Annotated in this window: 24 protein-coding genes; 5 read left to right on the top strand and 19 right to left on the bottom strand. The window is 72.9% G+C overall.

Annotation, left to right across the window (positions count from 1 at the left end; translation table 11 throughout):
- Positions 1 to 28: 28 nt before the first annotated feature.
- Genes RM590_RS34985 through RM590_RS34975 form a run of 3 tightly spaced genes read right to left on the bottom strand, consistent with a single transcriptional unit; the run spans position 29 to position 1,976 of the window.
- The gene (locus RM590_RS34985) at positions 29 to 685 is read right to left on the bottom strand and encodes a class I SAM-dependent methyltransferase (RefSeq protein WP_311708852.1); all 657 of its coding nucleotides are present in this window, start codon (positions 683 to 685) and stop codon (positions 29 to 31) included.
- Positions 682 to 1,314, bottom strand: a complete 633-nt coding sequence (locus RM590_RS34980) for a TIGR04282 family arsenosugar biosynthesis glycosyltransferase (protein ID WP_311708851.1) — start codon at positions 1,312 to 1,314, stop codon at positions 682 to 684. The genes RM590_RS34985 and RM590_RS34980 overlap by 4 nt, the downstream gene beginning before the upstream one ends.
- Positions 1,311 to 1,976, bottom strand: coding sequence for a glycosyltransferase family 2 protein (locus RM590_RS34975; protein WP_311708850.1), 666 nt, complete (start codon positions 1,974 to 1,976; stop codon positions 1,311 to 1,313). Before RM590_RS34975 ends, RM590_RS34980 begins: the two co-directional genes overlap by 4 nt.
- A 123-nt stretch (positions 1,977 to 2,099) precedes the next feature.
- On the opposite strand from RM590_RS34975, the gene RM590_RS34970 reads away from it, so the two are divergent.
- Both RM590_RS34970 and RM590_RS34965 read left to right on the top strand, forming a co-directional pair.
- On the top strand, positions 2,100 to 2,825 hold the full coding sequence (locus tag RM590_RS34970) for a response regulator transcription factor (protein ID WP_311708849.1): 726 nt from the start codon (positions 2,100 to 2,102) through the stop codon (positions 2,823 to 2,825).
- A gap of 20 nt (positions 2,826 to 2,845) precedes the next feature.
- Entirely contained in the window at positions 2,846 to 3,964 is a 1,119-nt protein-coding gene (locus tag RM590_RS34965) for a sensor histidine kinase (RefSeq protein WP_311708853.1), read from the top strand.
- Positions 3,965 to 4,113: 149 nt separating this feature from the next.
- Here the strand turns inward: RM590_RS34965 and RM590_RS34960 are convergent, their stop codons facing one another.
- The 11 genes from RM590_RS34960 to hisI form a co-directional block, all read right to left on the bottom strand.
- The gene (locus RM590_RS34960; protein WP_311708848.1) at positions 4,114 to 5,133 is read right to left on the bottom strand and encodes an NAD-dependent epimerase/dehydratase family protein; all 1,020 of its coding nucleotides are present in this window, start codon (positions 5,131 to 5,133) and stop codon (positions 4,114 to 4,116) included.
- 52 nt (positions 5,134 to 5,185) lie between these two features.
- Positions 5,186 to 6,403: a DUF1266 domain-containing protein gene (locus RM590_RS34955; RefSeq protein WP_311708847.1), complete on the bottom strand. Its 1,218-nt coding sequence runs from the start codon at positions 6,401 to 6,403 to the stop codon at positions 5,186 to 5,188.
- Positions 6,404 to 6,476: 73 nt separating this feature from the next.
- The gene (gene trpA / locus RM590_RS34950) at positions 6,477 to 7,295 is read right to left on the bottom strand and encodes a tryptophan synthase subunit alpha (RefSeq protein WP_311708846.1); all 819 of its coding nucleotides are present in this window, start codon (positions 7,293 to 7,295) and stop codon (positions 6,477 to 6,479) included.
- Positions 7,292 to 8,533, bottom strand: coding sequence for a tryptophan synthase subunit beta (trpB, locus tag RM590_RS34945; protein WP_311708845.1), 1,242 nt, complete (start codon positions 8,531 to 8,533; stop codon positions 7,292 to 7,294). The genes trpA and trpB overlap by 4 nt, the downstream gene beginning before the upstream one ends.
- A gap of 86 nt (positions 8,534 to 8,619) precedes the next feature.
- Complete coding sequence (gene trpM / locus RM590_RS34940; protein ID WP_394814038.1) at positions 8,620 to 8,886, bottom strand: tryptophan biosynthesis modulator TrpM; 267 nt, start codon at positions 8,884 to 8,886, stop codon at positions 8,620 to 8,622.
- Positions 8,819 to 9,625 (bottom strand): indole-3-glycerol phosphate synthase TrpC, encoded by an 807-nt coding sequence (trpC, locus tag RM590_RS34935; protein ID WP_311708843.1) that lies wholly within the window; start codon positions 9,623 to 9,625, stop codon positions 8,819 to 8,821. The genes trpM and trpC overlap by 68 nt, the downstream gene beginning before the upstream one ends.
- A gap of 85 nt (positions 9,626 to 9,710) precedes the next feature.
- Positions 9,711 to 10,127, bottom strand: a complete 417-nt coding sequence (locus RM590_RS34930; RefSeq protein WP_311708842.1) for a DUF2752 domain-containing protein — start codon at positions 10,125 to 10,127, stop codon at positions 9,711 to 9,713.
- Positions 10,128 to 10,208: 81 nt separating this feature from the next.
- A complete protein-coding gene (locus tag RM590_RS34925; protein ID WP_311708841.1) occupies positions 10,209 to 10,496 on the bottom strand; it encodes an HGxxPAAW family protein in 288 nt (95 codons plus the stop codon).
- An 83-nt stretch (positions 10,497 to 10,579) separates the two neighbouring features.
- The gene (locus RM590_RS34920; protein ID WP_311708840.1) at positions 10,580 to 11,188 is read right to left on the bottom strand and encodes a TIGR02234 family membrane protein; all 609 of its coding nucleotides are present in this window, start codon (positions 11,186 to 11,188) and stop codon (positions 10,580 to 10,582) included.
- Positions 11,185 to 12,708, bottom strand: a complete 1,524-nt coding sequence (locus RM590_RS34915) for an anthranilate synthase component I (RefSeq protein WP_311708839.1) — start codon at positions 12,706 to 12,708, stop codon at positions 11,185 to 11,187. Before RM590_RS34915 ends, RM590_RS34920 begins: the two co-directional genes overlap by 4 nt.
- A gap of 11 nt (positions 12,709 to 12,719) precedes the next feature.
- Positions 12,720 to 13,079: a phosphoribosyl-AMP cyclohydrolase gene (gene hisI, locus RM590_RS34910; protein ID WP_311708838.1), complete on the bottom strand. Its 360-nt coding sequence runs from the start codon at positions 13,077 to 13,079 to the stop codon at positions 12,720 to 12,722.
- Between the two features lie 58 nt (positions 13,080 to 13,137).
- Between hisI and RM590_RS34905 the strand changes: the two genes are divergently transcribed.
- Positions 13,138 to 13,773: a TIGR03085 family metal-binding protein gene (locus RM590_RS34905; RefSeq protein ID WP_311708837.1), complete on the top strand. Its 636-nt coding sequence runs from the start codon at positions 13,138 to 13,140 to the stop codon at positions 13,771 to 13,773.
- 165 nt (positions 13,774 to 13,938) lie between these two features.
- A complete protein-coding gene (locus RM590_RS34900) occupies positions 13,939 to 15,153 on the top strand; it encodes a rhamnogalacturonan acetylesterase (protein WP_311708836.1) in 1,215 nt (404 codons plus the stop codon).
- 104 nt (positions 15,154 to 15,257) lie between these two features.
- On the opposite strand, the gene RM590_RS34895 is transcribed toward RM590_RS34900, so the two are convergent.
- The 4 genes from RM590_RS34895 to RM590_RS34880 are packed head-to-tail and all read right to left on the bottom strand — an operon-like array spanning position 15,258 to position 16,572.
- Entirely contained in the window at positions 15,258 to 15,539 is a 282-nt protein-coding gene (locus RM590_RS34895; protein WP_311708835.1) for a hypothetical protein, read from the bottom strand.
- Positions 15,540 to 15,546: 7 nt separating this feature from the next.
- Positions 15,547 to 15,825, bottom strand: a complete 279-nt coding sequence (locus RM590_RS34890) for a hypothetical protein (protein ID WP_311708834.1) — start codon at positions 15,823 to 15,825, stop codon at positions 15,547 to 15,549.
- Positions 15,818 to 16,222 (bottom strand): hypothetical protein, encoded by a 405-nt coding sequence (locus tag RM590_RS34885; RefSeq protein ID WP_311708833.1) that lies wholly within the window; start codon positions 16,220 to 16,222, stop codon positions 15,818 to 15,820. Before RM590_RS34885 ends, RM590_RS34890 begins: the two co-directional genes overlap by 8 nt.
- A complete protein-coding gene (locus RM590_RS34880) occupies positions 16,219 to 16,572 on the bottom strand; it encodes a DUF6415 family natural product biosynthesis protein (RefSeq protein WP_311708832.1) in 354 nt (117 codons plus the stop codon). Before RM590_RS34880 ends, RM590_RS34885 begins: the two co-directional genes overlap by 4 nt.
- A 147-nt stretch (positions 16,573 to 16,719) precedes the next feature.
- Between RM590_RS34880 and RM590_RS34875 the strand changes: the two genes are divergently transcribed.
- Positions 16,720 to 17,907 carry a helix-turn-helix domain-containing protein gene (locus RM590_RS34875; protein WP_311708831.1) on the top strand — a complete coding sequence of 396 codons (1,188 nt, stop codon included), beginning with the start codon at positions 16,720 to 16,722 and terminating at the stop codon, positions 17,905 to 17,907.
- Between the two features lie 2,280 nt (positions 17,908 to 20,187).
- Here the strand turns inward: RM590_RS34875 and RM590_RS34870 are convergent.
- A partial coding sequence (locus RM590_RS34870; RefSeq protein WP_311708830.1) for a transposase occupies positions 20,188 to 20,443 on the bottom strand: 256 nt, incomplete at its 5' end.

The following is a 20,443-nucleotide window of genomic DNA, read 5'->3' as shown; positions in this document are numbered from 1 at the left end:
GTGGGGAAAACACCCGGCCGTAGGCCGGTCAGTTGCGGAGGGCCACGAACGTACGGCCGTGGACCGACCATTGGCCGGCCGTCGTCCAGCCCGCGGCCTCCGACTCCGAGCGCAGTGCGGCCGGGCCGACGCGGGCCCAGGGGAAGGTGGGGCCGAGGCCGCCCCGGCCGTCGTCCAGTTGGACGTCGAACCGTTCGGCGACCTCCTCGGGTGCGGCCTCTGCCAGCAACAGGCCGCCGGGGGTGAGGAGTTGGCCGATGCGGCGGAGGAGGGCGGCCGGGTCGCCGCCGATTCCTATGTTGCCGTCCATCAACAGCACGCTGCCCCACCAGCCCTCCGCCGGCAGGTCCTGGAACACCGAGCGCAGCAGGGCCGTACCGCCCGCGCTGCGAGTGCGGGCCACGGCGGCGGGCGCCGTGTCGATGCCGAGGGCGGGGCGTTCCTGGCGTGCCAGGGCGGTGACCATGCGGCCGGGGCCGCAGCCGATGTCCAGCACGCTGCCGACGCACCGGCCCAGCACGGTCCGGTCGGCGGGGTCGGGCCGGGCGCACCAGCGTTCCACGTCCAGCGGCAGCCGGCGACCGTCCGCGCCGCGCAGGAACAACGGGCCCCGGCCGGCGCGCAGGGCCAGCGCGTAGGGGTCGGCGGACCAGGCGGTCGCGGCGGCAGTGGCCGGCGGGGTCACCGGGTGGCGCCTTCCCGCAGCGCGCCGTACACGGCGGCGAACCGGCCGCCGGTGGCCTCCCGCGCGATCAGCGCGGCGTCGGCGGCCGTGTCCATGTCCACCAGCTCGGGCAACTCGGCGATGTCCAGCCCCGCTTGGCGCAGCCGCAGCCGTTGAACCGCGCCCGTGCGCGAAGTCGACATGGGGACACCGCGGATCAACTCCGGGCGCGGCTCGGCCAGGCCGAGCGCCCAGAACCCGCCGTCGGCGGCGGGCCCGAACCAGGCGCGGCCGGGCGGCCAGCCGCCGGGCCCGGTGACGGGGGCGAGCAGTTCGGGGGTGAGCTGCGGGGTGTCCATGCCGACCAGCAGCGCGGGTCCGGCGCAGGGGGCGAACGCGGCCGCGATGCGTTCGTCCAGCCCGCCGGCCACCTGCGGCACCACCTCGTAGCCCGGCGGCAGCCAGGGCCCGGGCCGGCCGGAGAGCACCAGCACGCGGCGGCGGGCGGGCACCCGCGTCAGCGTGTCGAGGGTGTCGGCGAGCGCGGCCTCGGCGAGCCGGGCGGCCTCGGCGGGCGTGAAGGGCGGGGTGAGCCGGGTCTTGACGCGGCCCGGCACGGGCTCCTTGGCGATCACCAGCAGTGTGGTCATCTCAACACCTCGCGCATGTCGGAGACCGCCTGCCAGGTGCCGCGCCAGGTGCCGGTCACCTTCGAACGGCCGGTGCGCGGCCGGTAGGCGACCTCGGTCTCCTCGATGCGCCAGCCGGCCTCGGCGGCCCGGACGACCATCTGCAACGGGTAGCCGCTGCGGCGGTCGGTGAGGCCGAGGCCGAGCAGCGCGGTGCGGCGGGCCACCCGCATCGGGCCGAGGTCGGTCAGCCGCACGCCGGTGCGGCGGCGCACCATGCGGGACAGCGCCCGGTTGCCGACGCGGGCGTGCAGGGGCCAGGCGCCGCGCGCGGTGGGGCGGCGGCGGGCCAGCACGAGATCGGCGGCGCGGGTGTGGACCGGTTCGGCGACGCGGGGCAGTTCGGCCGGGTCGAGGGTGGCGTCGCAGTCGCAGAACGCGACGAACTCGGCGGTGGCGGCCAGCAGTCCGGCGTGGCAGGCGGCGCCGAAGCCGCGGCGCGGTTCGGAGACGACATGGGCGCCGAGCCGTTCGGCGATGGCCGGGGAGCCGTCGGTGGAACCGTTGTCCACGACGACGGCGCGCCAGCCGTCCGGGATCCGGTCGAGCACCCAGGGCAGCGCCTCGGCCTCGTTCAGGCAGGGCAGCACGAGGTCGCCCCAGTGAGTCGGGGAGTTGGTCACCCTTCTTACCCTACGGAGACAACTCAGACATTTCAGGGCACTGCTCCTTACGAAACCCTGACGTCGGCGCCCCCAGCGCGCGCTCACGCCCGCGCGCCGCGGGGCCAGTGTGACACTCGTTCCATGTCACAGTCCGTTCCGCCGCCCCGCCGCGTTCTCGTCGTCGACGACGACCCGACCGTCACCGAGGTGGTGGCCGGTTATCTCAACCGGGCGGGCTTCGTCGTGGACCGCGCGGCCGACGGCCCCGCGGCGCTGGCGCGGGCCGCCACGCACCCGCCCGACCTGGTCGTGCTCGACCTGATGCTGCCGGGGCTGGACGGTCTGACCGTCTGCCGCCGGCTGCGCGAGGCGGGCCCGGTGCCGGTGGTGATGCTGACCGCGCGCGGCGACGAGGAGGACCGGATCCTGGGCCTGGAGGTCGGCGCCGACGACTACGTGACCAAGCCGTTCAGCCCCCGTGAACTGGTGCTGCGCGTCGCCTCGGTGCTGCGCCGGGCGGGCGGCGGGCCGGGAGCCGGGGGCGCGGTGCCGCGGGGGGCGGTGCTGCGCGGGGCGGGCATCACGCTCGACCCGGCGGCGCGCACCGCCGAGGACGGGCGGGGGCCGTTGCGGCTGACCCTGAGGGAGTTCGACCTGCTGGCGCACTTCCTGCGCCACCCCGGGCGGGCGTTCAGCCGGGAGGAGCTGATGGCCACGGTCTGGGGCTGGGACTTCGGCGACCTGTCCACCGTCACCGTGCATGTGCGGCGGCTGCGCCACAAGGTGGAGACGGACCCCGCCCGGCCCCGGCTGATCACCACGGTGTGGGGCGTCGGCTACCGCTTCGACGCGGACGGCGGGGAGTAGCCGTGGGAATGGCCCAACTGCTGCGCGATCTGCCGCTGATCGCGCTCTACGCGGCGGCGGGCGCGGCCGTCGCGGGCGCCGCCGGGGCGCTGGTGCTGGCCGCCGTGCGCCGCCGTTCCGTGGCGGTGTCGCTCGCGGTGCTCATCGCGGTGACGGTCGGCGCGCTGCTGGCCGGCACGCTGTCGGTGGCCTGGGCGATGTTCCTGTCCGCGCACGACCTGGCCGTGGTCGTCACGGTCGGCGTGGTCGGCGCGCTGGCCGCCACCGTGACGGCGCTGCTGCTCGGCCGCTGGGTGATCGGCGCGCACCGGGCGCTGGAACGGTCCGCCCGCGCGCTGGGCGAGGGCGGCTCGTTCAGCCCGCCCACCGGGCCGATGCCAGCCGAACTCGCCGCGCTGGCCCGCCAGTTCGCCGACACGAACGCCAAGCTGGCGGCCTCGCGGGAACGCGAGCGGGCGCTGGAGTCCTCCCGCCGGGAACTGGTCGCGTGGATCTCGCACGACCTGCGCTCCCCGCTGGCCGGGCTGCGGGCGATGGCGGAGGCGCTGGAGGACGGCATCGCCGAGGACCCCGCGCGCTACCACCGGCAGATCCGCGGCGAGGTGGAACGGCTCAGCTCGATGGTCGGCGACCTGTTCGAACTCTCCCGGATCCAGGCCGGTTCGCTGGCCCTGGCCCCCACGCGGATGTCCGTGTACGACCTCATCAGCGACGCCATCGCGGGGGCGGACGCGCTGGCCCGGGAACGCGGTGTGCTGCTCGCGGACCACGGGGTGGAGCCGGTGCCGGTGGAGGTGGACGGCAAGGAGATGAGCCGGGTACTGGCGAATCTCCTGGTCAACGCGATCCGGCACACCCCGGCCGATGGCACGGTCGCGGTCTCGGCGGGGCGCCGCGCGGGCTCGGTGGTGCTGTCGGTGACGGACGGCTGCGGCGGCATCCCGGCCGAGGACCTGCCCCGCGTGTTCGACACGGGCTGGCGCGGCACGGACGCCCGGACACCACCGGCCGGAGCGGGCCTCGGCCTGGCGATCGTGCGCGGCATCGTGGAGGCCCACGCGGGGCGGACGGGCGTACGGAACGTGCCGGGTGGGTGCCGGTTCGAGGTGATACTGCCTGCGGCGGGCTCGGGCGGATGAGCCCGCGGCCTTCCGGCCGGGGGTTTTCCCCCACCCACCCGCCCCTTTCCCGAAGGGAGCGAGGGAGGCGCCGGGCCCGCCCGCGCCCTTCACCACCCGCCCGCCGGGGTGCCCGCGCCCGTCTCTCGGCTCACCGGCCCCGAAGGGGCCTACCGCAAGGGGGACTTCGCGAAGCGTGTCATTCCCTCCGTGAAGCCCGTCCGCGGGCGCCAGTTCAGTTCTTCGCGCAGGCGGTCACTGGACGCCGTGATGTGGCGGACGTCGCCGAGGCGGTATTCGCCGGTGATCTGTGGGGCGGGGCCGCCGAAGGCTGTGGCCAGGGCCTGGGCCATCTCGCCGACCGTGTGCGGCTCTCCGCTGCCCGTGTTGTACGCTCGCAGGGCGCCCGGGCGGGCGGTGGGCAGTGCCCGCAGGGCGGCCACGTTCGCCGTCGCGACGTCCTCGACGTGCACGAAGTCCCGCCGCTGCGCGCCGTCCTCGAAGACCCGCGGCGCCCGACCCGCCTCCAGAGCGGAGCGGAAGAACGAGGCCACCCCGGCATACGGAGTGTCCCGCGGCATGCGGTCGCCATACACATTGTGGTAGCGCAGGCTGATCGCACGGCCCCCCGTCGAACGCGCCCACGCCGCCGCCAGATGCTCCTGCGCCAGCTTGGTCGTGGCGTACACGTTGCGCGGATCGGCCGGGGCGTCCTCGTCGACCAGGCCCGGGAGCAGCGCGGCGCCGCACCGCGGGCACGGCGGCTCGAAGCGGCCGTGTGCCAGGTCCGCCTCGGCCCGCGGTCCGGGCCGGACCCGGCCGTGCCGGGGGCAGTCGTAGCGGCCCTCGCCGTAGACCACCATCGAGCCCGCCAGCACCAGATCCCGCACACCCGCGTCCGCCAGGGCGGCCAACAGCACCGCGGTACCAAGGTCGTTCACGCCGACATAGTCGGCCGCGTCCGCGAACCCCTTGCCGAGGCCGACCATCGCCGCCTGGTGGCAGACCGCGTCAACTCCGGCCAGCGCACCGGCCACCGCCCCGGCGTCGCGGATGTCCGCCCGGATCCAGGGCACGCCCGGCGCCGGCCGCGCGATGTCGAGCACCACCGCCTCGTGGCCGGCGGCGTGCAGTTCCTCCACAACGTGCGAGCCGATGAACCCGGCTCCCCCGGTGACCAGTACGCGCATGCCGCCACGCTAGCCAGCCGCCCGGGGCGCGCGGGGCAGGCGCGGCCCGCCGTCAGCGTTCCGTAAGATCCGCCGACGACTGCTCCCAGGGAACGCTCAGCCACGGGCTCTCCGGCTCGGTGCTCAGGATCCGGTGCACGGTGACCATGTCCGTGTACCAGTCGCCGAACTCCTCGCTGTCGAAGTGCAGACAGCGGCCCAGCACGAACCCCGTGGCGAACTCGGCCCAGGACCGGTACACCTGACGGCTCCCGTCGCCCGCGCGCAGCAGCGCCCGCTCCGTTTCGCGGCGCTCCCCCAGCCGGGCGCCCAGGCCCCAGCGCGCCATGCAGGAGGCGCGGCCGAAGTCCCAGGCCAGCACCGAACGCACGCAGGTGTCGGCGTCCAGCAGGCCGTCCGCGCGGAAACGCGCCTCGTAGCGCAGGACGCGCCCGATCAGGTCGTGCACCAGCGCGATGTCCGCGTCCAGGTCGAACTCCGGCGGCTTCCCCGTGGCGTCCACGACCTCGGCCGTTCGCGAGACCAGCACCCGTTCCGCCGTCTCGCGCCACCGCACGGCGTCCGGCAGGGTGCCGTACTCGGCCAGCAGCGCCTGCCGCACCCGCAGCACGAACTCCCAGGCGGGCGACACCACTTCACCGCGCAGCAACTGCTCGACCGTCTCCAGCCAGGAGGCGCGCCCGGTGACGCCCCACCACCTCTTCAGCAGCTCCTTCTCCTCGCTGTAGCCGCCCCACTGCCAGCCGAGGTGGTTCCAGATGGCGCCGTTGTTGACCATGAGCATCGCGCCGCAGGCCATTCCGTGCGCCAGCGGGCCGTGCCGGTGGCCCGTCCACAGCGTCTTGAGCTGCTGCTCGGGCCGCGCGTTCCTGGCGTGCTTCTTCCAGCGCTTGGGGTCGGCGGGCAGGAACGCCTCGACGGGCGTGCCCGGGTTCACCGCGAGCCAGCGGACGCTCTTGGGCCACACCTTGGCCAGCGACGCCAGGTCGCTGCGCTCGAAGACGTGGTCCCCGGTCGGCGGCGTGAGCATGCCGCGGGTGAAGACGGCCAGCGCCAGGCCGTCGAACTTCGGGTCGCGGAACGGCCGGAACGGGATGGTGCCGGGCACCGCGTCCATCAGCTCGCGGGACATCGGGAAGTACAGATCCGTGCCGGCCAGCACATCGAAGAACGCGGGCCAGTTCGCGTTGAGCCCGGCCTCGTACAGTCCCTGTTCGACCACCGTCGGTGGCTGCCACGGTGTGTCTGCCGCGGCCCCCTGATTCCCCATGCGCTCGACTGTAGCGGGGAGCGGCCCCCGGCCGGGATGTGGCCGGGGGCCGCTCCTGCCGCGGCGGCGGAGGTCAGCTCCGGCGGCGAACGCCCCGGGCCAGGTCGGCGGCGAGCGCGCGCAGTTCGCCCAGGGCCGCGTCCTCGTCGTCGATGCGGTCGAGGGCCGTCTTCACGAAGGCCGTGCCGACGATCACGCCGTCCGCGAACACGGCGACCTCGGACGCCTGTGTGGCGTTGGACACGCCCAGGCCCACGCACACCGGCAGCTCGGTGGTGGCGCGGACCCGGCGCACCAGGTCGGAGGCGTCCCGGCTCACCGACTCACGGGTGCCGGTGACGCCCATCAGCGAGGCGGCGTAGACGAAGCCGCTGCCCGCGGCCGTGATGGTGGCGACGCGGGCGTCCGCGCTGCTGGGCGCGACCACGAACACGGTGGCCAGGCCGTGCTGTTCGGCCGCCTTCCGCCAGGTCTCGGACTCCTCCACCGGCAGGTCGGGCAGGATGCAGCCGGCGCCGCCCGCCTCGGCCAGCTCGGCGGCGAACCGCTCGGGCCCGTACCGGTCCACCGGGTTCCAGTAGGTCATGCACAGCACCGGCACGCCGGTGGCCGCGTACACCTCGCGCACGGTGCGCAGCACCCCGCCGATCCGGATGCCGCCGCGCAGCGCGATGTCGTCGGCAGTCTGGATGACGGGGCCGTCCAGCACCGGGTCGCTGTGCGGCAGGCCGATCTCGATGATGTCGCAGCCGCCCTCGACCATCGCGATCACGGCGCGGATGCCGCCCTCGACGGTGGGGAAGCCGGCCGGGAAGTAGCCCATGAGGGCCGCCCGGTTCTCGGCGCGGGCCGCGGCCAGCACGGCGCTCAGCGCGGTCGCGTTCCCGCTCACTTGTCCGTCCCCTTGTCGTCGTAGAGCCCGAAGTACCGGGCGGCGGTGTCCATGTCCTTGTCGCCGCGGCCGGACAGGTTCACCAGGATCAGGCCCTCCGGGCCCAGCTCACGGCCCACCTCCAGGGCGCCCGCCAGCGCGTGGGCGCTCTCGATGGCCGGGATGATGCCCTCGGTGCGGGACAGCAGCCGCAGCGCCCGCATCGCGTCGTCGTCGGTGACGGGCCGGTACTCGCCGCGCCCGGCGTCCTTCAGATAGGCGTGCTCGGGGCCGATGCCCGGGTAGTCCAGGCCGGCCGAGATCGAGTAGGGCTCGGTGATCTGGCCCTCGTCGTCCTGGAGGACGTAGGAGCGGGAGCCGTGCAGGATCCCGGGCTCCCCCGCGGTGAGGGTCGCGGCGTGCTCGCCCGACTCGACGCCGTGCCCGGCGGCCTCGCAGCCGACGAGCCGGACGCCGGAGTCGGGGATGAACGCGTGGAACAGGCCGATGGCGTTGGAGCCGCCGCCCACGCAGGCGACGACGGCGTCGGGCAGCCGGCCGGCCCGCTCCTGGATCTGGCCGCGCGCCTCGACGCCGATGACGCGGTGGAAGTCGCGGACCAGCGCGGGGAACGGGTGCGGCCCGGCGACCGTGCCGAACAGGTAGTGGGTGTGCTCGACGTTGGCGACCCAGTCGCGGAACGCCTCGTTGATCGCGTCCTTGAGGGTGCGGCTGCCGGAGGTGACCGGAATCACCTCGGCGCCCAGCATCCGCATGCGCGCGACGTTCAGCGCCTGCCGCTGGGTGTCGATCTCGCCCATGTAGATGGTGCACTCCAGGCCGAACAGGGCGCAGGCCGTCGCGGTGGCGACGCCGTGCTGGCCCGCGCCGGTCTCGGCGATGACGCGGGTCTTGCCCATGCGGCGGGTGAGGAGGGCCTGGCCGAGCACGTTGTTGATCTTGTGCGAGCCGGTGTGGTTGAGGTCCTCGCGCTTGAGGAAGATCCGGGCGCCGCCGGCGTGTTCGGCGAAGCGCGACACCTCGGTCAGCGGGCTGGGGCGGCCGGTGTAGTGGACGAGCAGGTCGTTGAGCTCGGCGGCGAAGGCGGGGTCGCCCTTCGCCTTCTCGTACTCGGCGGCGACCTCCTCCACGGCGGCCCGCAGGGCCTCCGGGATGAACGTGCCGCCGAAGGCGCCGAAGTATCCCCCGGCGTCGGGGACTTGGCCCTCGGGGTCGGGAAAGAAGTGTCCAGCGGACATGTGTGCCTTCCGGGCGGTTCAGGTGAGCAGGGCGAGTCTGATGTGACCAGCACAGACAACGGCCACCGCACCGGCGCCGCGGCCCGTCAGGGGGTGCGCGCGCTCGCGAGGGTGGCCGGGCGGTGGCCGGCCTGCCATCGGCGCCCGTTGATCTGACCGGGCTCGCAGCCTATGTGGTACCTGACCCGCCGGCCGAGCACGCGCCGCGCCGGCGCCCGGCAGCCGCGCGGGCGAGTGCCGCGGGCCGGGTCGCGCGGAAGGCTGGGCTGGGCGGCGGGCACGGTGTCAGCGCCCCTGCCGCAGGGCCGGGTGCGTGCCGGCCGCCACCAGGTCGGACACGGCCGAGCGGGGATCGCGGCCGGTCACCAGCGACTCCCCCACCAGCACGGCGTCGGCGCCCTCGTTGGCGTAGGCGATCAGGTCGTGCGGCCCGCGCACGCCGGACTCGGCGATCTTGACGATGTGCCCGGGGATCTCGGGCGCGACGCGGGCGAACGTGCCGCGGTCCACCTGAAGCGTCCGCAGGTCGCGGGCGTTGACCCCGATGATCTTCGCGCCGGCGTCCACCGCGCGCGCCACCTCGTCCTCGTCGTGCACCTCGACCAGCGGCGTGAGCCCGATCGACTCGGCCCGCTCCACCAGGGAGACCAGGGCCTCCTGCTCCAGCGCGGCCACGATCAGCAGGGCGAGGTCGGCGCCGTGCGCGCGGGCCTCCCAGAGCTGGTACGCGGTGACGATGAAGTCCTTGCGCAGCACGGGCACGTCCACCCGGGCGCGGACGGCGGCCAGATCCGCCAGCGAACCGCCGAAGCGGCGCTGCTCGGTCAGCACCGAGATCGCCGCCGCGCCGCCCGCCTCGTAGTCGGCGGCGAGGCCGGCCGGGTCGGCGATCGCGGCCAGCGCGCCCTTGGACGGGCTCGACCGCTTGACCTCGCAGATGACGGCGACACCGTCGCCCTTGAGAGCGGCCACGCCGTCCTTCGCCGCCGGGGCCTTCGCGGCGGCTTCCTTGAGCTCGTCGAGGCTGACGCGCGCCTGCCGCTCGGCCAGGTCGGCGCGGACCCCGTCGATGATCTCGTCGAGCACACTCACGCGACTGGCCCCTTCCTGTGGGTCGAACAACTCGATGGTATCGGTCGCCGGGCGGAGGGTTCGCATCCGCATGCCAAGCCCCTGGTCACGGGGCCAGAGTGGCACCCAGGGGCACGTTCCGCAGCAGCGTGAACGCCAGCGCCAGCGCCCCCAGTGCCCACCCGTGCGCCGGTCGCGGCGCGAGCCCGGCCGGGCGGCCGCGCAGGGCCCGCGTCAGCCAGAGCACGAGCACCCCGGCCAGCGCCGCGAACCCGGCGACCGCCAGCGCGTTGGCGTCCAGGGCGCCGGCCAGATCGCCGTGCGCCAGGGCGTGCGCGCTGCGCAGCCCGCCGCAGCCGGGACAGCTCAGCCCGGTGAGCGACAGCACCGGACAGGCCGGGTAGTGCCCGGGCTCATTGGGGTCGACCACGGCGACGAAGCAGAATGCGGCACCGGCCGCGGCGAAAGCGGCCAGCGGTGCGGCGGCGGCCCGGGCGGCCGGACGCGGGCGGGAGAGCGGCACCCGTCCAGCATCCTGGGCCGCCCGGAACCACGCAATCGAACGCGGCTCGGGCGGCCTGCCGGACGGTCGAACGAACGGGGCTCAGCTGACGGCGGGCTCGCGGGTCTCGCCGGTGGACTGGGCCGGGATGGCCGCGGACGCCGCCGCCGGCCGGGAGACGGGGGCGGGCGCGGGCGCCTGGCCCAGGCCCATAGAACGCATCACCAGGCCGACCACGCCGCCGAGAAGAGTGACGACGCCACCGGCCAGCACGCCCAGCGGCTCGGCCATGATGGTGTAGGCGCCACCGATGCCGAAGCCGATGAAGACGACGATGACAGCCGCCCAGGCGGCAGGGGAGTTTCCGTGGTGGTAGTGGCGGCCCGCCATTGTGCTGCTCCTCGTGGGTCAGGAATCGTGGGTGCGGTCGCTTCTCGCGCCCCAAGCCATTGTGGCAGGCCGCGCGGACAGTCCTAGGTGGGGTCCTCGCCCCGGTCCAGCGCCCGCCAGATGTCCTCGGGCCGGTCCGGGTCGGGCGCCGCGCGGCCGGGCCCCCGGCGCGCGGCCCGCTCGTAGCGGCCGGACATGGCGGGCCACTGCCGGCCGTAGCTGAGGGCGAGCAGCCCGGCGCACAGCAGCAACAGGCCGCCCAGCGCGGAGAACCAGGGCCAGCCGGTGTGGCTGACGCCGGTGACGGCCGCCTCGGCCAGGCCCATGGTCTCGGCCGCGTTGTCCTCCAGCGCCTCGGTGTCGCCCGCGCCGAGCAGCGCGGCCCCGATCGCGCCGGCGCCGCTGAGTGCCAGCACCGAGGCGACGACCACCCGGCCGGTGCGGCGCACGGCGAACACGGCGACCAGCGCGGCCAGTCCGACCAGGGCCAGGGCGCTCGGCAGCCCCGAGACGGCGCCGCCGCTCGCGGTCACCGGCAACTCGGCGCCCCCGACGGCGGCCTCGGCCTCACCCCAGGTCTGCCCGGCCGAGATCAGGACGATGGCGGCTCCGGACGCACCGCTGAGCAGCGCCGCGCCGAGCGCACGGCGCGGCGCGGTGGAACCGCTGCTGCTGGCGGGGTCACGCTTCACCCCTCCACGCTACCGCGCAGCTTCCCGGCCGTGGCCACCGCCCTGAGAACGGCCGCCGCCTTGTTCCGGCACTCGGTGTCCTCGGCGACCGGGTCGGAGTCGGCGACCACCCCGGCGCCGGCCTGGACATGGGCGACGCCGTCGCGCAGCAGCGCGGTGCGGATGGCGATGGCGGTGTCCGCGTCGCCGGCGAAGTCCAGGTAGCCGACGCAACCGCCGTACACGCCGCGGCGGGTGGGCTCCAGCTCCTCGATGATCTCCAGGGCGCGTGGCTTGGGCGCCCCGGAGAGGGTGCCGGCCGGGAAACACGCGGTGAGCGCGTCGAACGCGGTGCGGCCCTCGGCCAGGCGGCCGGTCACGGTGGAGACGATGTGCATCACATGGCTGTAGCGCTCGATCGACATGAAATCGACCACTTCCACGCTGCCCGGGGCGCACACCCGGCCCAGGTCGTTGCGGCCGAGGTCGACCAGCATCAGGTGCTCGGCGCGCTCCTTTGGGTCGGCCAGCAGCTCCTCGCCGAGCGCCGCGTCCTCCTGCGGGGTGGCGCCGCGCGGCCGGGTGCCCGCGATGGGGTGCAGCAGGGCGCGGCCGTTCTCGACCTTGACCAGCGCCTCGGGGCTGGAGCCGACGACGTCGAAGCCCTCGAACCGGAACAGGTACATGTACGGGCTGGGGTTGGTGGCGCGCAGCACGCGGTAGACGTCCAGGGCGCTGGCGGGGCAGGGCGTCTCGAACCGCTGGGAGGGCACGACCTGGAACGCGTCGCCCGCCCGGATGTACTCCTTGACCCGCTCGACGGCCTCCCGGTACTCGGCGCCGCCCCAGCGCGCGGTGTACGGCGGCAGCTCGGAGGGCGGCAGGACGACCGCGCCCGCGGCGGCGGGGCGGGCCAGGTCGGCGGTCATGGCGTCGAGCCGGTCGACGGCGTCGGCGTACGCCTCGTCGACGCCGGTGTCGAGGTCGTTGTGGTTGTCCCCCGCAAGCGGGAGGGGCCCCCAGGCGTTGGCGATGAGCAGCACCGTGCCGTCGCGGTGGTCGAGCACCGCGAGGTCGGAGGCCAGCAGCATGGTCAGCTCGGGCAGCTCCAGGTCGTCCCTGGTCTGCTCGCCGATGGACTCCAGGCGCCGGACGATGTCGTAGCCGAGGTAGCCGACCATGCCGCCGGTGAACGGCGGCAGCTCGGGGTCGCGCGGGGTGTGCAGCGCCTCGACGGTCTCCCGCAGGACGCTCAGCGGGTCCCCGGTGGTGGGCACGGAGACGGGCGGGGCGCCGAGCCAGTGCGTCTCGCCGTCGCGCACGGTGAGGGTGGCCACGCTGCGGACGCCGATGAACGAGTAGCGCGACCAGGTGCGGCCGTTCTCCGCGGATTCCAGCAGGAACGTGCCGGGGCGCTCGGCGGCCAGCTTGCGGTAGAGCGCGATCGGGGTGTCGCCGTCGGCCAGGAGGCGGCGGGTGACGGGAATCACCCGGCGCTCCTTGGCGAGCACCCGGAATCGGGCGAGGTCTGGCGTCGTCATGGCGGGTGAGCCTACTGCCCTTCCATCGGGATCCGGCCGGCGTCGAAGCAGGTGCGGTCCCCGGTGTGGCAGGCCGCCCCGACCTGGTCGACCTGGACCAGAACGGTGTCGCCGTCACAGTCGAGGGCGACGGACTTGACGTACTGGACATGCCCGGATGTGTCGCCCTTGACCCAGTACTCGCGGCGGCTGCGGCTCCAATAGGTGCAGCGGCCGGTGGTGAGGGTGCGGCGCAGGGCCTCGTCGTCCATCCACCCGAGCATGAGCACCTCTCCGGTGTCGTACTGCTGGGCGATGGCGGGCAGCAGCCCGTCGGCGTTGCGCTTGAGCCGGCCGGCGACGGCCGGGTCGAGCGACGGTGTGCTGGACATGCGTCCATTCTGCCGCGCCCCGGGGGCGGCCCGGGCGGGGCCGTTTAGGGTGGTGACCATGTCTACGCATGCCAAGCGTGAACGTCTGCTGTTGGCCGATCTGTTGGAGTCCGCGGGCCCGGAGGCTCCGACCCTGTGCGCCGGGTGGACCGCCCGTGATCTCGCCGCGCACCTGGTGGTGCGCGAGCGGCGGGCGGACGCGGCGGGCGGGATCATCATCAAGCCGCTGGCCGCGCGGTCGGAGCGGGTGCGCAACGAGTTCGCGGCCCGGCCCTTCGACGAGCTGGTCCAGCTGATCCGCACCGGACCGCCGCGGGTGTCGCCGTTCTCGCTGAAGCAGATCGACGAGGCGGCGAACACGGTGGAGTTCTTCATTCACGCCGAGGACGTCCGCCGGGCGCAGCCGGAGTGGTCGCCGCGCCCGCTGGACCCGGTGTTCGCCGACGCGCTGTGGAAGCGGCTGGAGACGGCGGCGCGGATCATGGGCCGCCGTAGCCCGGTGGGGCTGGTGTTGCGCCGGCCGAACGGCCAGACCGTGGTGGCGCACAAGGGCACCCCGGTGGTGACGGTCACCGGCGAGCCGGGCGAGCTGTTGCTCTTCGCGTCGGGGCGGCAGGACGCGGCGCGGGTGGAGACGGAGGGCGACCCGGAGGCGGTGGCCCGGCTCCACGCGGCGAAGCTGGGGCTGGCCTAGAAAGGTCCGGGCCAGCCGGGGCCAAGCGGTCCCGCGTGACCGTTCACCGCGCCCGGCGACCGTTCCGCCGCCGTTCAACGCATGGGCGGCGCAAGGCAGTTGACACTCCGCCCGGCTCCCGCATGAATCGATTCACCACCACTTCGGACACACGGGAGTGACCAGGTGAGTCGATTCCTCAGAGCCGCCGCCACCGCCCTCGGCGCGCTCGTCGCGATCACGGCGGTGGCCCTGGCACTGCCCGGGCAGGCCGCCGCCGCGGCGGCCGGGCCCACGGTGTACATCGCCAGTGACTCCACCGCACAGACCTACAACGCCTCCTTCGAGCCGCAGACCGGCTGGGGGCAGGTGCTGGACCGCTACTTCGCCGACGACGTGACCGTGGCCAACCACGCGATCGGCGGCCGGAGTTCGCGGTCGTTCATCGAGCAGGGCCGGCTCCGGACCATCCTCGACCAGATCCAGCCGGGCGACTATCTCTTCGTCCAGTTCGGCCACAACGACGCCTCGGTCAACATCCCGGAGCGCTACACCTCACCGGAGGACTACAAGGAGTACCTGCGGAACGACTACATCGCCGGCGCCCGGGCGCGCGGCGCGACGCCCGTCATCATCACGCCGGTCTCGCGCCGGTCCTTCGACGCGGCGACCGGGAGGTTCAACGTCTCCTTCCCGCAGTACGTGCAGCGGGCCATCGAGGTCGCCAACGAGGAGGGCGTGCCGCTGATCGACCTCTCGGCCGCCAGCCGCGCCTATCTGGACTCCATCGGCCCGGAGGCCGCCAGGGACGTCTTCCTGCACACCGACCCGGGCGAGTACCCGAACCGGCCGGGCGGCACCGCGGACGACACCCACTTCCAGCGGTACGGCGCGCTCCAGATGGCCCGGCTCGTCGCCCGCGCCACCGCGGGGCTGGGCGTTCCACTGTCCGGCCTGGTGCGGACGACCACCGCGGACGTCTACGACCTCGGCCCGTCCGGCGCGCCGGTGGCCTCCTCCTACACCCAGGTCACCGCGGCCACCGCGTACACCGCGCAGCGCGGCTACGGCATCGTCGGCAGCGGGCTGATCGAACGCGACCGGGGCTCGTCCATGAACGCACTCCAGCGCGACTTCGTCGCCCTGTTCAACGGCAGCTACCAGTTCCGCGCGGACGTGCCCAACGGCGCCTACGAGGTACGGCTGTACGTCGGCGACGCCAACGGCTCGGCACGCACCAACGTCACACTGGAGGGCTCGGTACAGGGCCGGCTCGCACCGGCGAGCGGCACGGCCACCGCCCAGACGTTCGCCGTCACGGTGACCGACGGACGCCTGGACCTCGCCCTGTCCGGCGAGACGGCCCACCTCAACGCGGTGGAGATCCTGCCCGCCGCGTAAGCAGGTCCAAGTCCTACCCCACGAACCGGTCCGGGCGCCCGAATCCAGCCCCCCAGCACATCGGGCGCCCGGGCCTTTCGCGTTGCCCACGTCTTCATTCCTGGTCACCTGTACCGGCGGTGGGGCAGTCGGGGGTCGATGAGGCGGGCGGCCCACAGGACGGTGGCCGGGCCCATGGTGAGGGTCTCGCCCGACGTGAAGTGGAGGCGTTTGCGGCCGGGGGCGAGCGTGATCAAGTCGGCCACGGTGAACGACTGGCCGCCAATCACGAGTTGATCGCCCCGGCGGACCGTTCCGGAATCGACTTCCAGGGAAACGGGGACGCGGGAGGGCGCCGCGTGGGCGGCTATGCGGTGGATGGGGAGTTGGGTCACGGTCTCTCTCATGTCCTGGTTATCGGTGTGGCGGGCAGGTGAGGGCGCAGGCGCGCAGGGTGTGGCCTCTGACGGTGGTCAGGATCCGGGCGCGGGTGCCGAGGGTGCGGGCGCACAGTGCGCAGTTGTCGCCCTGCCATTGGCGGCTTGTCAGCCGCTCGTCGAGGTCCAGTCCCATCAGTGCGAGCGGCAGGCGCTCCGGCGGTGCCGGGCACCGGTGCCGCGTTCCCTCCGGGTAGAGGCTGCGGCAGGCGGCACAGGTGAGCAACGGCCGGGCGGCCGGGAGACGTTCAGCCACGGCCCGGGCCCGCCCCGCCGGGGCGGAGAACGTGCCGCAGCGCGCCGTACAGCGCGTAGGGGTCGGTGAGGCAGCCCCCGCGCGCGGGCCTCAGCCACCGCGTCGACGGCCCGCAGCGCCAGGACGCGGGCGGCACGGCCAGCGACCGGCCCTCACCGAGCACGGCGACCCCGGGCACCCGTTCCTCCCAGCCGACCGCCGCCCCGGGCCTCACCAGCCACGACAGCATCTCGGCCACCTGGTCCTGGACCACCGGCCCGCACGCGTCCCCCAACCGGGAGACGACGCGCGCCCCGACGAAGCACGGCAGCCGCACGGCATCGAACCACCGGCCACACGGCAGCAGCTCAACACCTCCGGCGGGCAACCAGTCCGGCACCGCCTCAATCGCGGTCACGTCTGTGGAGCCTGGACGCGGGCGGCGAGCGCTGCGGCTGAATCGGCCAGCAACTGCATGTGCACCAGCGCGGCCATGGGACCCCCGCTCGGCGAGGTGCCCATGAGGTGCTGTGCGGTGTCAACAGCCGCTTCCAGGCGGCGGCGCGCCAGCGTGTGCTTGGGCGTCTGTTCGACCATCGCGAGGCAGATGGGCACCAGCATCCGAAGATGGCTGTGCAGTTCGCGCGTCACCTCAGCAACCGCGGCGGGCTGCATCTCCGCGGAGTACAACCTCCGTGCACGGCCCACCGTGCTGCGCAGCGCGTCATGGTCGACGCCCGCGTCGTCACGTTCGTACGTGGAATTCACGGCTCCTCCAGCTCTCAGCCGTCATTGCCTGCCGTAACCAGGCAACTACGTCGCGGGAGACTGAAGATGCACAGACGTTGCACAACTACCGGACCGAATACCCCAGATGCACGACACCGCCGCGCTCCGCTGGGGAACACTTTGGACATGCACGCTGCCACAGCACCTACCGCCGTTGGCGAAAACATCGCCATCCAGCGCAAGGCGAGGGAACTCTCCCAGCAGGCGCTGGCCAATCGCGCGAGGATCTCCAAGTCCCTGCTCAGCAAGATTGAGATCGGTGACCGGGCATGCCGACCGGCTGTCGCCGCCTCGATCGCGTCCGCCCTGGGCGTTCCCCTGTCCGTCCTCTACGGACAGCCCTACGCCGAGTCCCCCGACCCCAAGCTCATCGACGCTCTGCGCTCGGCCGTGCGTCGGCACCGGCACCCTGCCGTCACCGATGTCCGCGCGGATCAGCTCTCGGCCGACATCGCCGCCGCCTCCCAGATGCGGGCCTCCACCAATTACACCGACCTTCTGCCGATACTCCCCGGCTTGATCGCCCGGGCCGTCGCGCACGCCCACGACGCCCAAGATCCGTCTGCCTGGGAGCAGTTGGTCGACGCCTACTCCTGCGCATTCACCATCGCCCACCGCCTCGGCTACCCCGACCTCGCCGACCTCGTCGCGGCCCGGCAGGAGTGGGCGGCCAACCAGAGTTGGACACCGGTGGCCCAGATGGCGGCAGCCTGGACGGAGGCCGGCTGTTACCAATCCGCGGGGGACTACCTCGAAGGGCTCGCGGTGACCGACCGAGCTCTGACCGCGATGCGCACCACGGCCACCGACAGCATCGAGGGTGTCGTGGCCGCCGGATCCCTGCACCTGCGCGCCGTGACTCTCGCCTCCCGGGCCCGGGACGGCGGTACCACCGCGTACCACCTCGGAAAGGCGAAGCAACTGGCCGAACGCATCCCTCGCCAGGACGTCTACCGACACAACCTGACGTTCGGCCCAGGCAACGTCGTGCTCCACGAACTCGCCACGCACATCGAGTTGGAGCGCCCCCGCCGGGCCGTCACCATGGTCGATGATCTCGTCGACAAACCCCTGCCCGGGCTGGCGCCCACCCGGGTCGGGCACCTGCACATCGACGCGGCCCGTGCGCACCTCGCCGCCGGCGACCGGGACGAGGCACTGCAATCGCTGCTCCGGGCAAGGGAAGCCGCGCCGCAGATGGCGCGCATCCACCCGATGGCCCGGGAAGTACTGCGCGTCCTGGTGTCGTTGCACCGGCGGTCGAAGCCCGAACTGGCGATACTCGCGAAGTGGGCGGGACTTCACGAGGCCTGATGCGGCGGCCCGGGCCCACGCCGCCGTGCGTCAGGGCGCCACATCAGCGCGGTATCCGCCCCGCGCGGGATGAGACTGCGACATCGAGGCGGCGTTCACCGCACGGGACGCTGCCACCATCGGCCCGAGCTACTTCGACCCGAACCTCGGCCAAGGCGGCGAGGAGCGCCGCGCACGATGCGTGCGGCATCTGGAGACATGACGTGGATGAGTTGACGAACCCAGCGGATCGCCGCGACGAACGCAGTGGACCATCGCCAGTGCTACCGGCTCAGTACGCGGAGATCTACGCCGAACCGGACAGTTCCAGGTGGACGAAGGTGGAACGGTCTTCGCACACCCCTCCCGGCGGCAGAGACAGCAGAGACCGGCAAACGTACCTTCGCTGTCCTCGGAGTTGATGGTGGTCACACAGGTGCGTGGCACCGGGGTGGCCAAACGGCTTCATGACGAACTGCTGCGTGGCCGGGTGGAGGAGCGGGCGACGCTGCTGGTCGACCGGGATCACCCGCGTGTTCGGGCTCGGTACGAGGAATGGGGATAGCGCTGGTTCGGCGAGGTGCAGCCGTTCGCGGACGCGCCGGTTTTCGACGCCATGATGCTCAGTCTGGCGACGTAATTCCCCGACGAAACGCTTGCCCCCGCGCGGGCCTCGGCAAGCAGCACCTCGCCCCCTGGGCGGAACAGACGGCGGTCGGGGGCCTTGCCGACGATGGTGAGGGAGCGTGCCGATGGCGATGCGCGTTGGGGCTGCGAGCCCTTGAGACGGCCGTCGTTACAGGGGTCCGGCCGGACGGTGAAACGAACAGGCCCTGCGCCGGGCGTCGTGGACCTCGCCAACACCCGGCGAATCGTCGGCACATGCGATGAGGGGCACGCACTGTGGCCGGAGGGCGCCACCCGGGACTGATTGGGGCAGGAAAACGAAACCGTTGTCGACCACGGGGCGTTGTGGGGCCCGGCGAACCGGAGGAGGGGGCGGCCGCCATCGTACGGTCACCCGCACCAGGACGACACCGACCATCGCGGACTGATGGCACGGGTACGGCAACGAGAGTGTTGGCGCATTGCGTGACCGTAGGCATGAAGCGACTTCCGCGAGGACGCCTCGAAGATCCGAACCCACCACCCTGCCCCGCATCATGGCCGGCCTGCGCAACCTCGCCATCGGCGTCCACCGCACAGGACGGCCACACCAACATCGCCGCCGCCTCCGCCGAACCAGCCGACCACCAGCAGCCCCTCACCGCCCTCGGACTGGCCTGACGAACCCGGACTCAAGATTACTTCTCGAAGCCCCTGCTCCATACCCACACCATGAGCCAAGCATCAGGCAGTCACATGATCGCCCGGACAACTCCGCCGCCCTGTCCGGCGGCGAACCAGAATGGAGGAATTGAGCACCAATGTGGACAGAGTCCATGCCCGTGCGATCGCGAAGGTTCTGTGCCGTTGCCACGTGGAAGCCGTGTCTTCACATCCGCAGGACATTGGCGCATTTACGCCACCCATGCTGCCGCTGGGGCCGGAGGGATTCCGACCTTTACCGCGGAGGGGTAATAGGTGCGTGCTGGGTATACAGTGGGATGAATACGGAATAACGTCCGCTAAAGCCGTCCGGATGATGCCCCTTTGCCTCCTTGACGAGCGCTCTCGGTAAGGCGGCATCGATTGCGGTCCGCGTGTGAGTCGTCACGGATGCTCCACCCTGTCGCGGCAGACGCCGGAATTGCATAGTGGTACGCACCCTTCACATCGTCTACTCTGCTTCGGTGCGTGCTCGCCCACGAGCTCTCGTCCTCGGGGGGGGTATGAAAGATACGCAGCGGCCTGATGCGATCGATCTGCAGATTTTGCGCCTTCTCACCGAGGGCTACAGCGATTCCCGTGCAGGGCTTCGTCTGGGGCTCAGTCATCGGAGTGTGCAGCGGCGGGTTCAGTGGTTGATGTTCCATTTCGAAGCACCCAGCCGAGTTGCCTTGGGTGCCCGAGCCCACGCTGCCAGCCTGATTCGTTTCTCCTCGTCCAGAGGTCGGGTGTTCTGAATCCCCGGCGCTCTCCAGCCGATCAAGCGCCACCCTGCCCCGACAGGTGACAGAAAGCGTTATCCTCGATTCGTCAGCGGGATTCGGTGGCTGATCTGCTCGGCAGTTCGCCCGTAATGTCCTCGGGCCGTTCGAGGTGGGCCGTCGCGTGACGCCGCGGGTGCGCCGGGCTCCACGGGCCCGGAGTGCTGCCGGTCTTCTCCTTCCTGATCCTTGTCGGGGCAGTGCCCGGCTGTCAGGTGACGGCCGGGAGTGTGGTGAGCCGTTGCCAGCAGGTGGTGAACGCTTGGGCCCAGGGCCAGGTCGCATCGACGCGCAGCCATCGGCGTCGGGCGTGGTCGGCGAGGCGGGCTGGCAGGTGGTAGAGGCGGAAGCGCATGGTGTCCGGTTCGGCGTCGGTCAGGTCCTCGATGTCGTGCAGGGCCAGCAGCCGCACCCAGGCGTCGAGATCACTTGCGAGGTTTGCGGCAAGGATCCAGCCGCAGTTCACT

It is taken from the genome of Streptomyces litchfieldiae, assembly GCF_031845365.1.
GTDB classification, from domain to species: Bacteria; Actinomycetota; Actinomycetes; order Streptomycetales; family Streptomycetaceae; genus Streptomyces; species Streptomyces litchfieldiae.
Note: the sequence above shows the minus strand (reverse complement) of the source record. Positions and strands in the feature narration are given on the sequence as shown.

Coding starts and splice junctions, on each gene's coding strand:
- RM590_RS34980 (WP_311708851.1), bottom strand. CDS start 1,314: ATGACCACACTGCTGGTGATCGCCAAGGAGCCCGTGCCGGGCCGCGTC.
- RM590_RS34970 (WP_311708849.1), top strand. CDS start 2,100: ATGTCACAGTCCGTTCCGCCGCCCCGCCGCGTTCTCGTCGTCGACGAC.
- RM590_RS34960 (WP_311708848.1), bottom strand. CDS start 5,133: ATGCGCGTACTGGTCACCGGGGGAGCCGGGTTCATCGGCTCGCACGTT.
- RM590_RS34955 (WP_311708847.1), bottom strand. CDS start 6,403: ATGGGGAATCAGGGGGCCGCGGCAGACACACCGTGGCAGCCACCGACG.
- trpB (WP_311708845.1), bottom strand. CDS start 8,533: ATGTCCGCTGGACACTTCTTTCCCGACCCCGAGGGCCAAGTCCCCGAC.
- RM590_RS34925 (WP_311708841.1), bottom strand. CDS start 10,496: ATGGCGGGCCGCCACTACCACCACGGAAACTCCCCTGCCGCCTGGGCG.
- RM590_RS34915 (WP_311708839.1), bottom strand. CDS start 12,708: ATGACGACGCCAGACCTCGCCCGATTCCGGGTGCTCGCCAAGGAGCGC.
- hisI (WP_311708838.1), bottom strand. CDS start 13,079: ATGTCCAGCACACCGTCGCTCGACCCGGCCGTCGCCGGCCGGCTCAAG.
- RM590_RS34905 (WP_311708837.1), top strand. CDS start 13,138: ATGTCTACGCATGCCAAGCGTGAACGTCTGCTGTTGGCCGATCTGTTG.
- RM590_RS34895 (WP_311708835.1), bottom strand. CDS start 15,539: ATGAGAGAGACCGTGACCCAACTCCCCATCCACCGCATAGCCGCCCAC.
- RM590_RS34875 (WP_311708831.1), top strand. CDS start 16,720: ATGCACGCTGCCACAGCACCTACCGCCGTTGGCGAAAACATCGCCATC.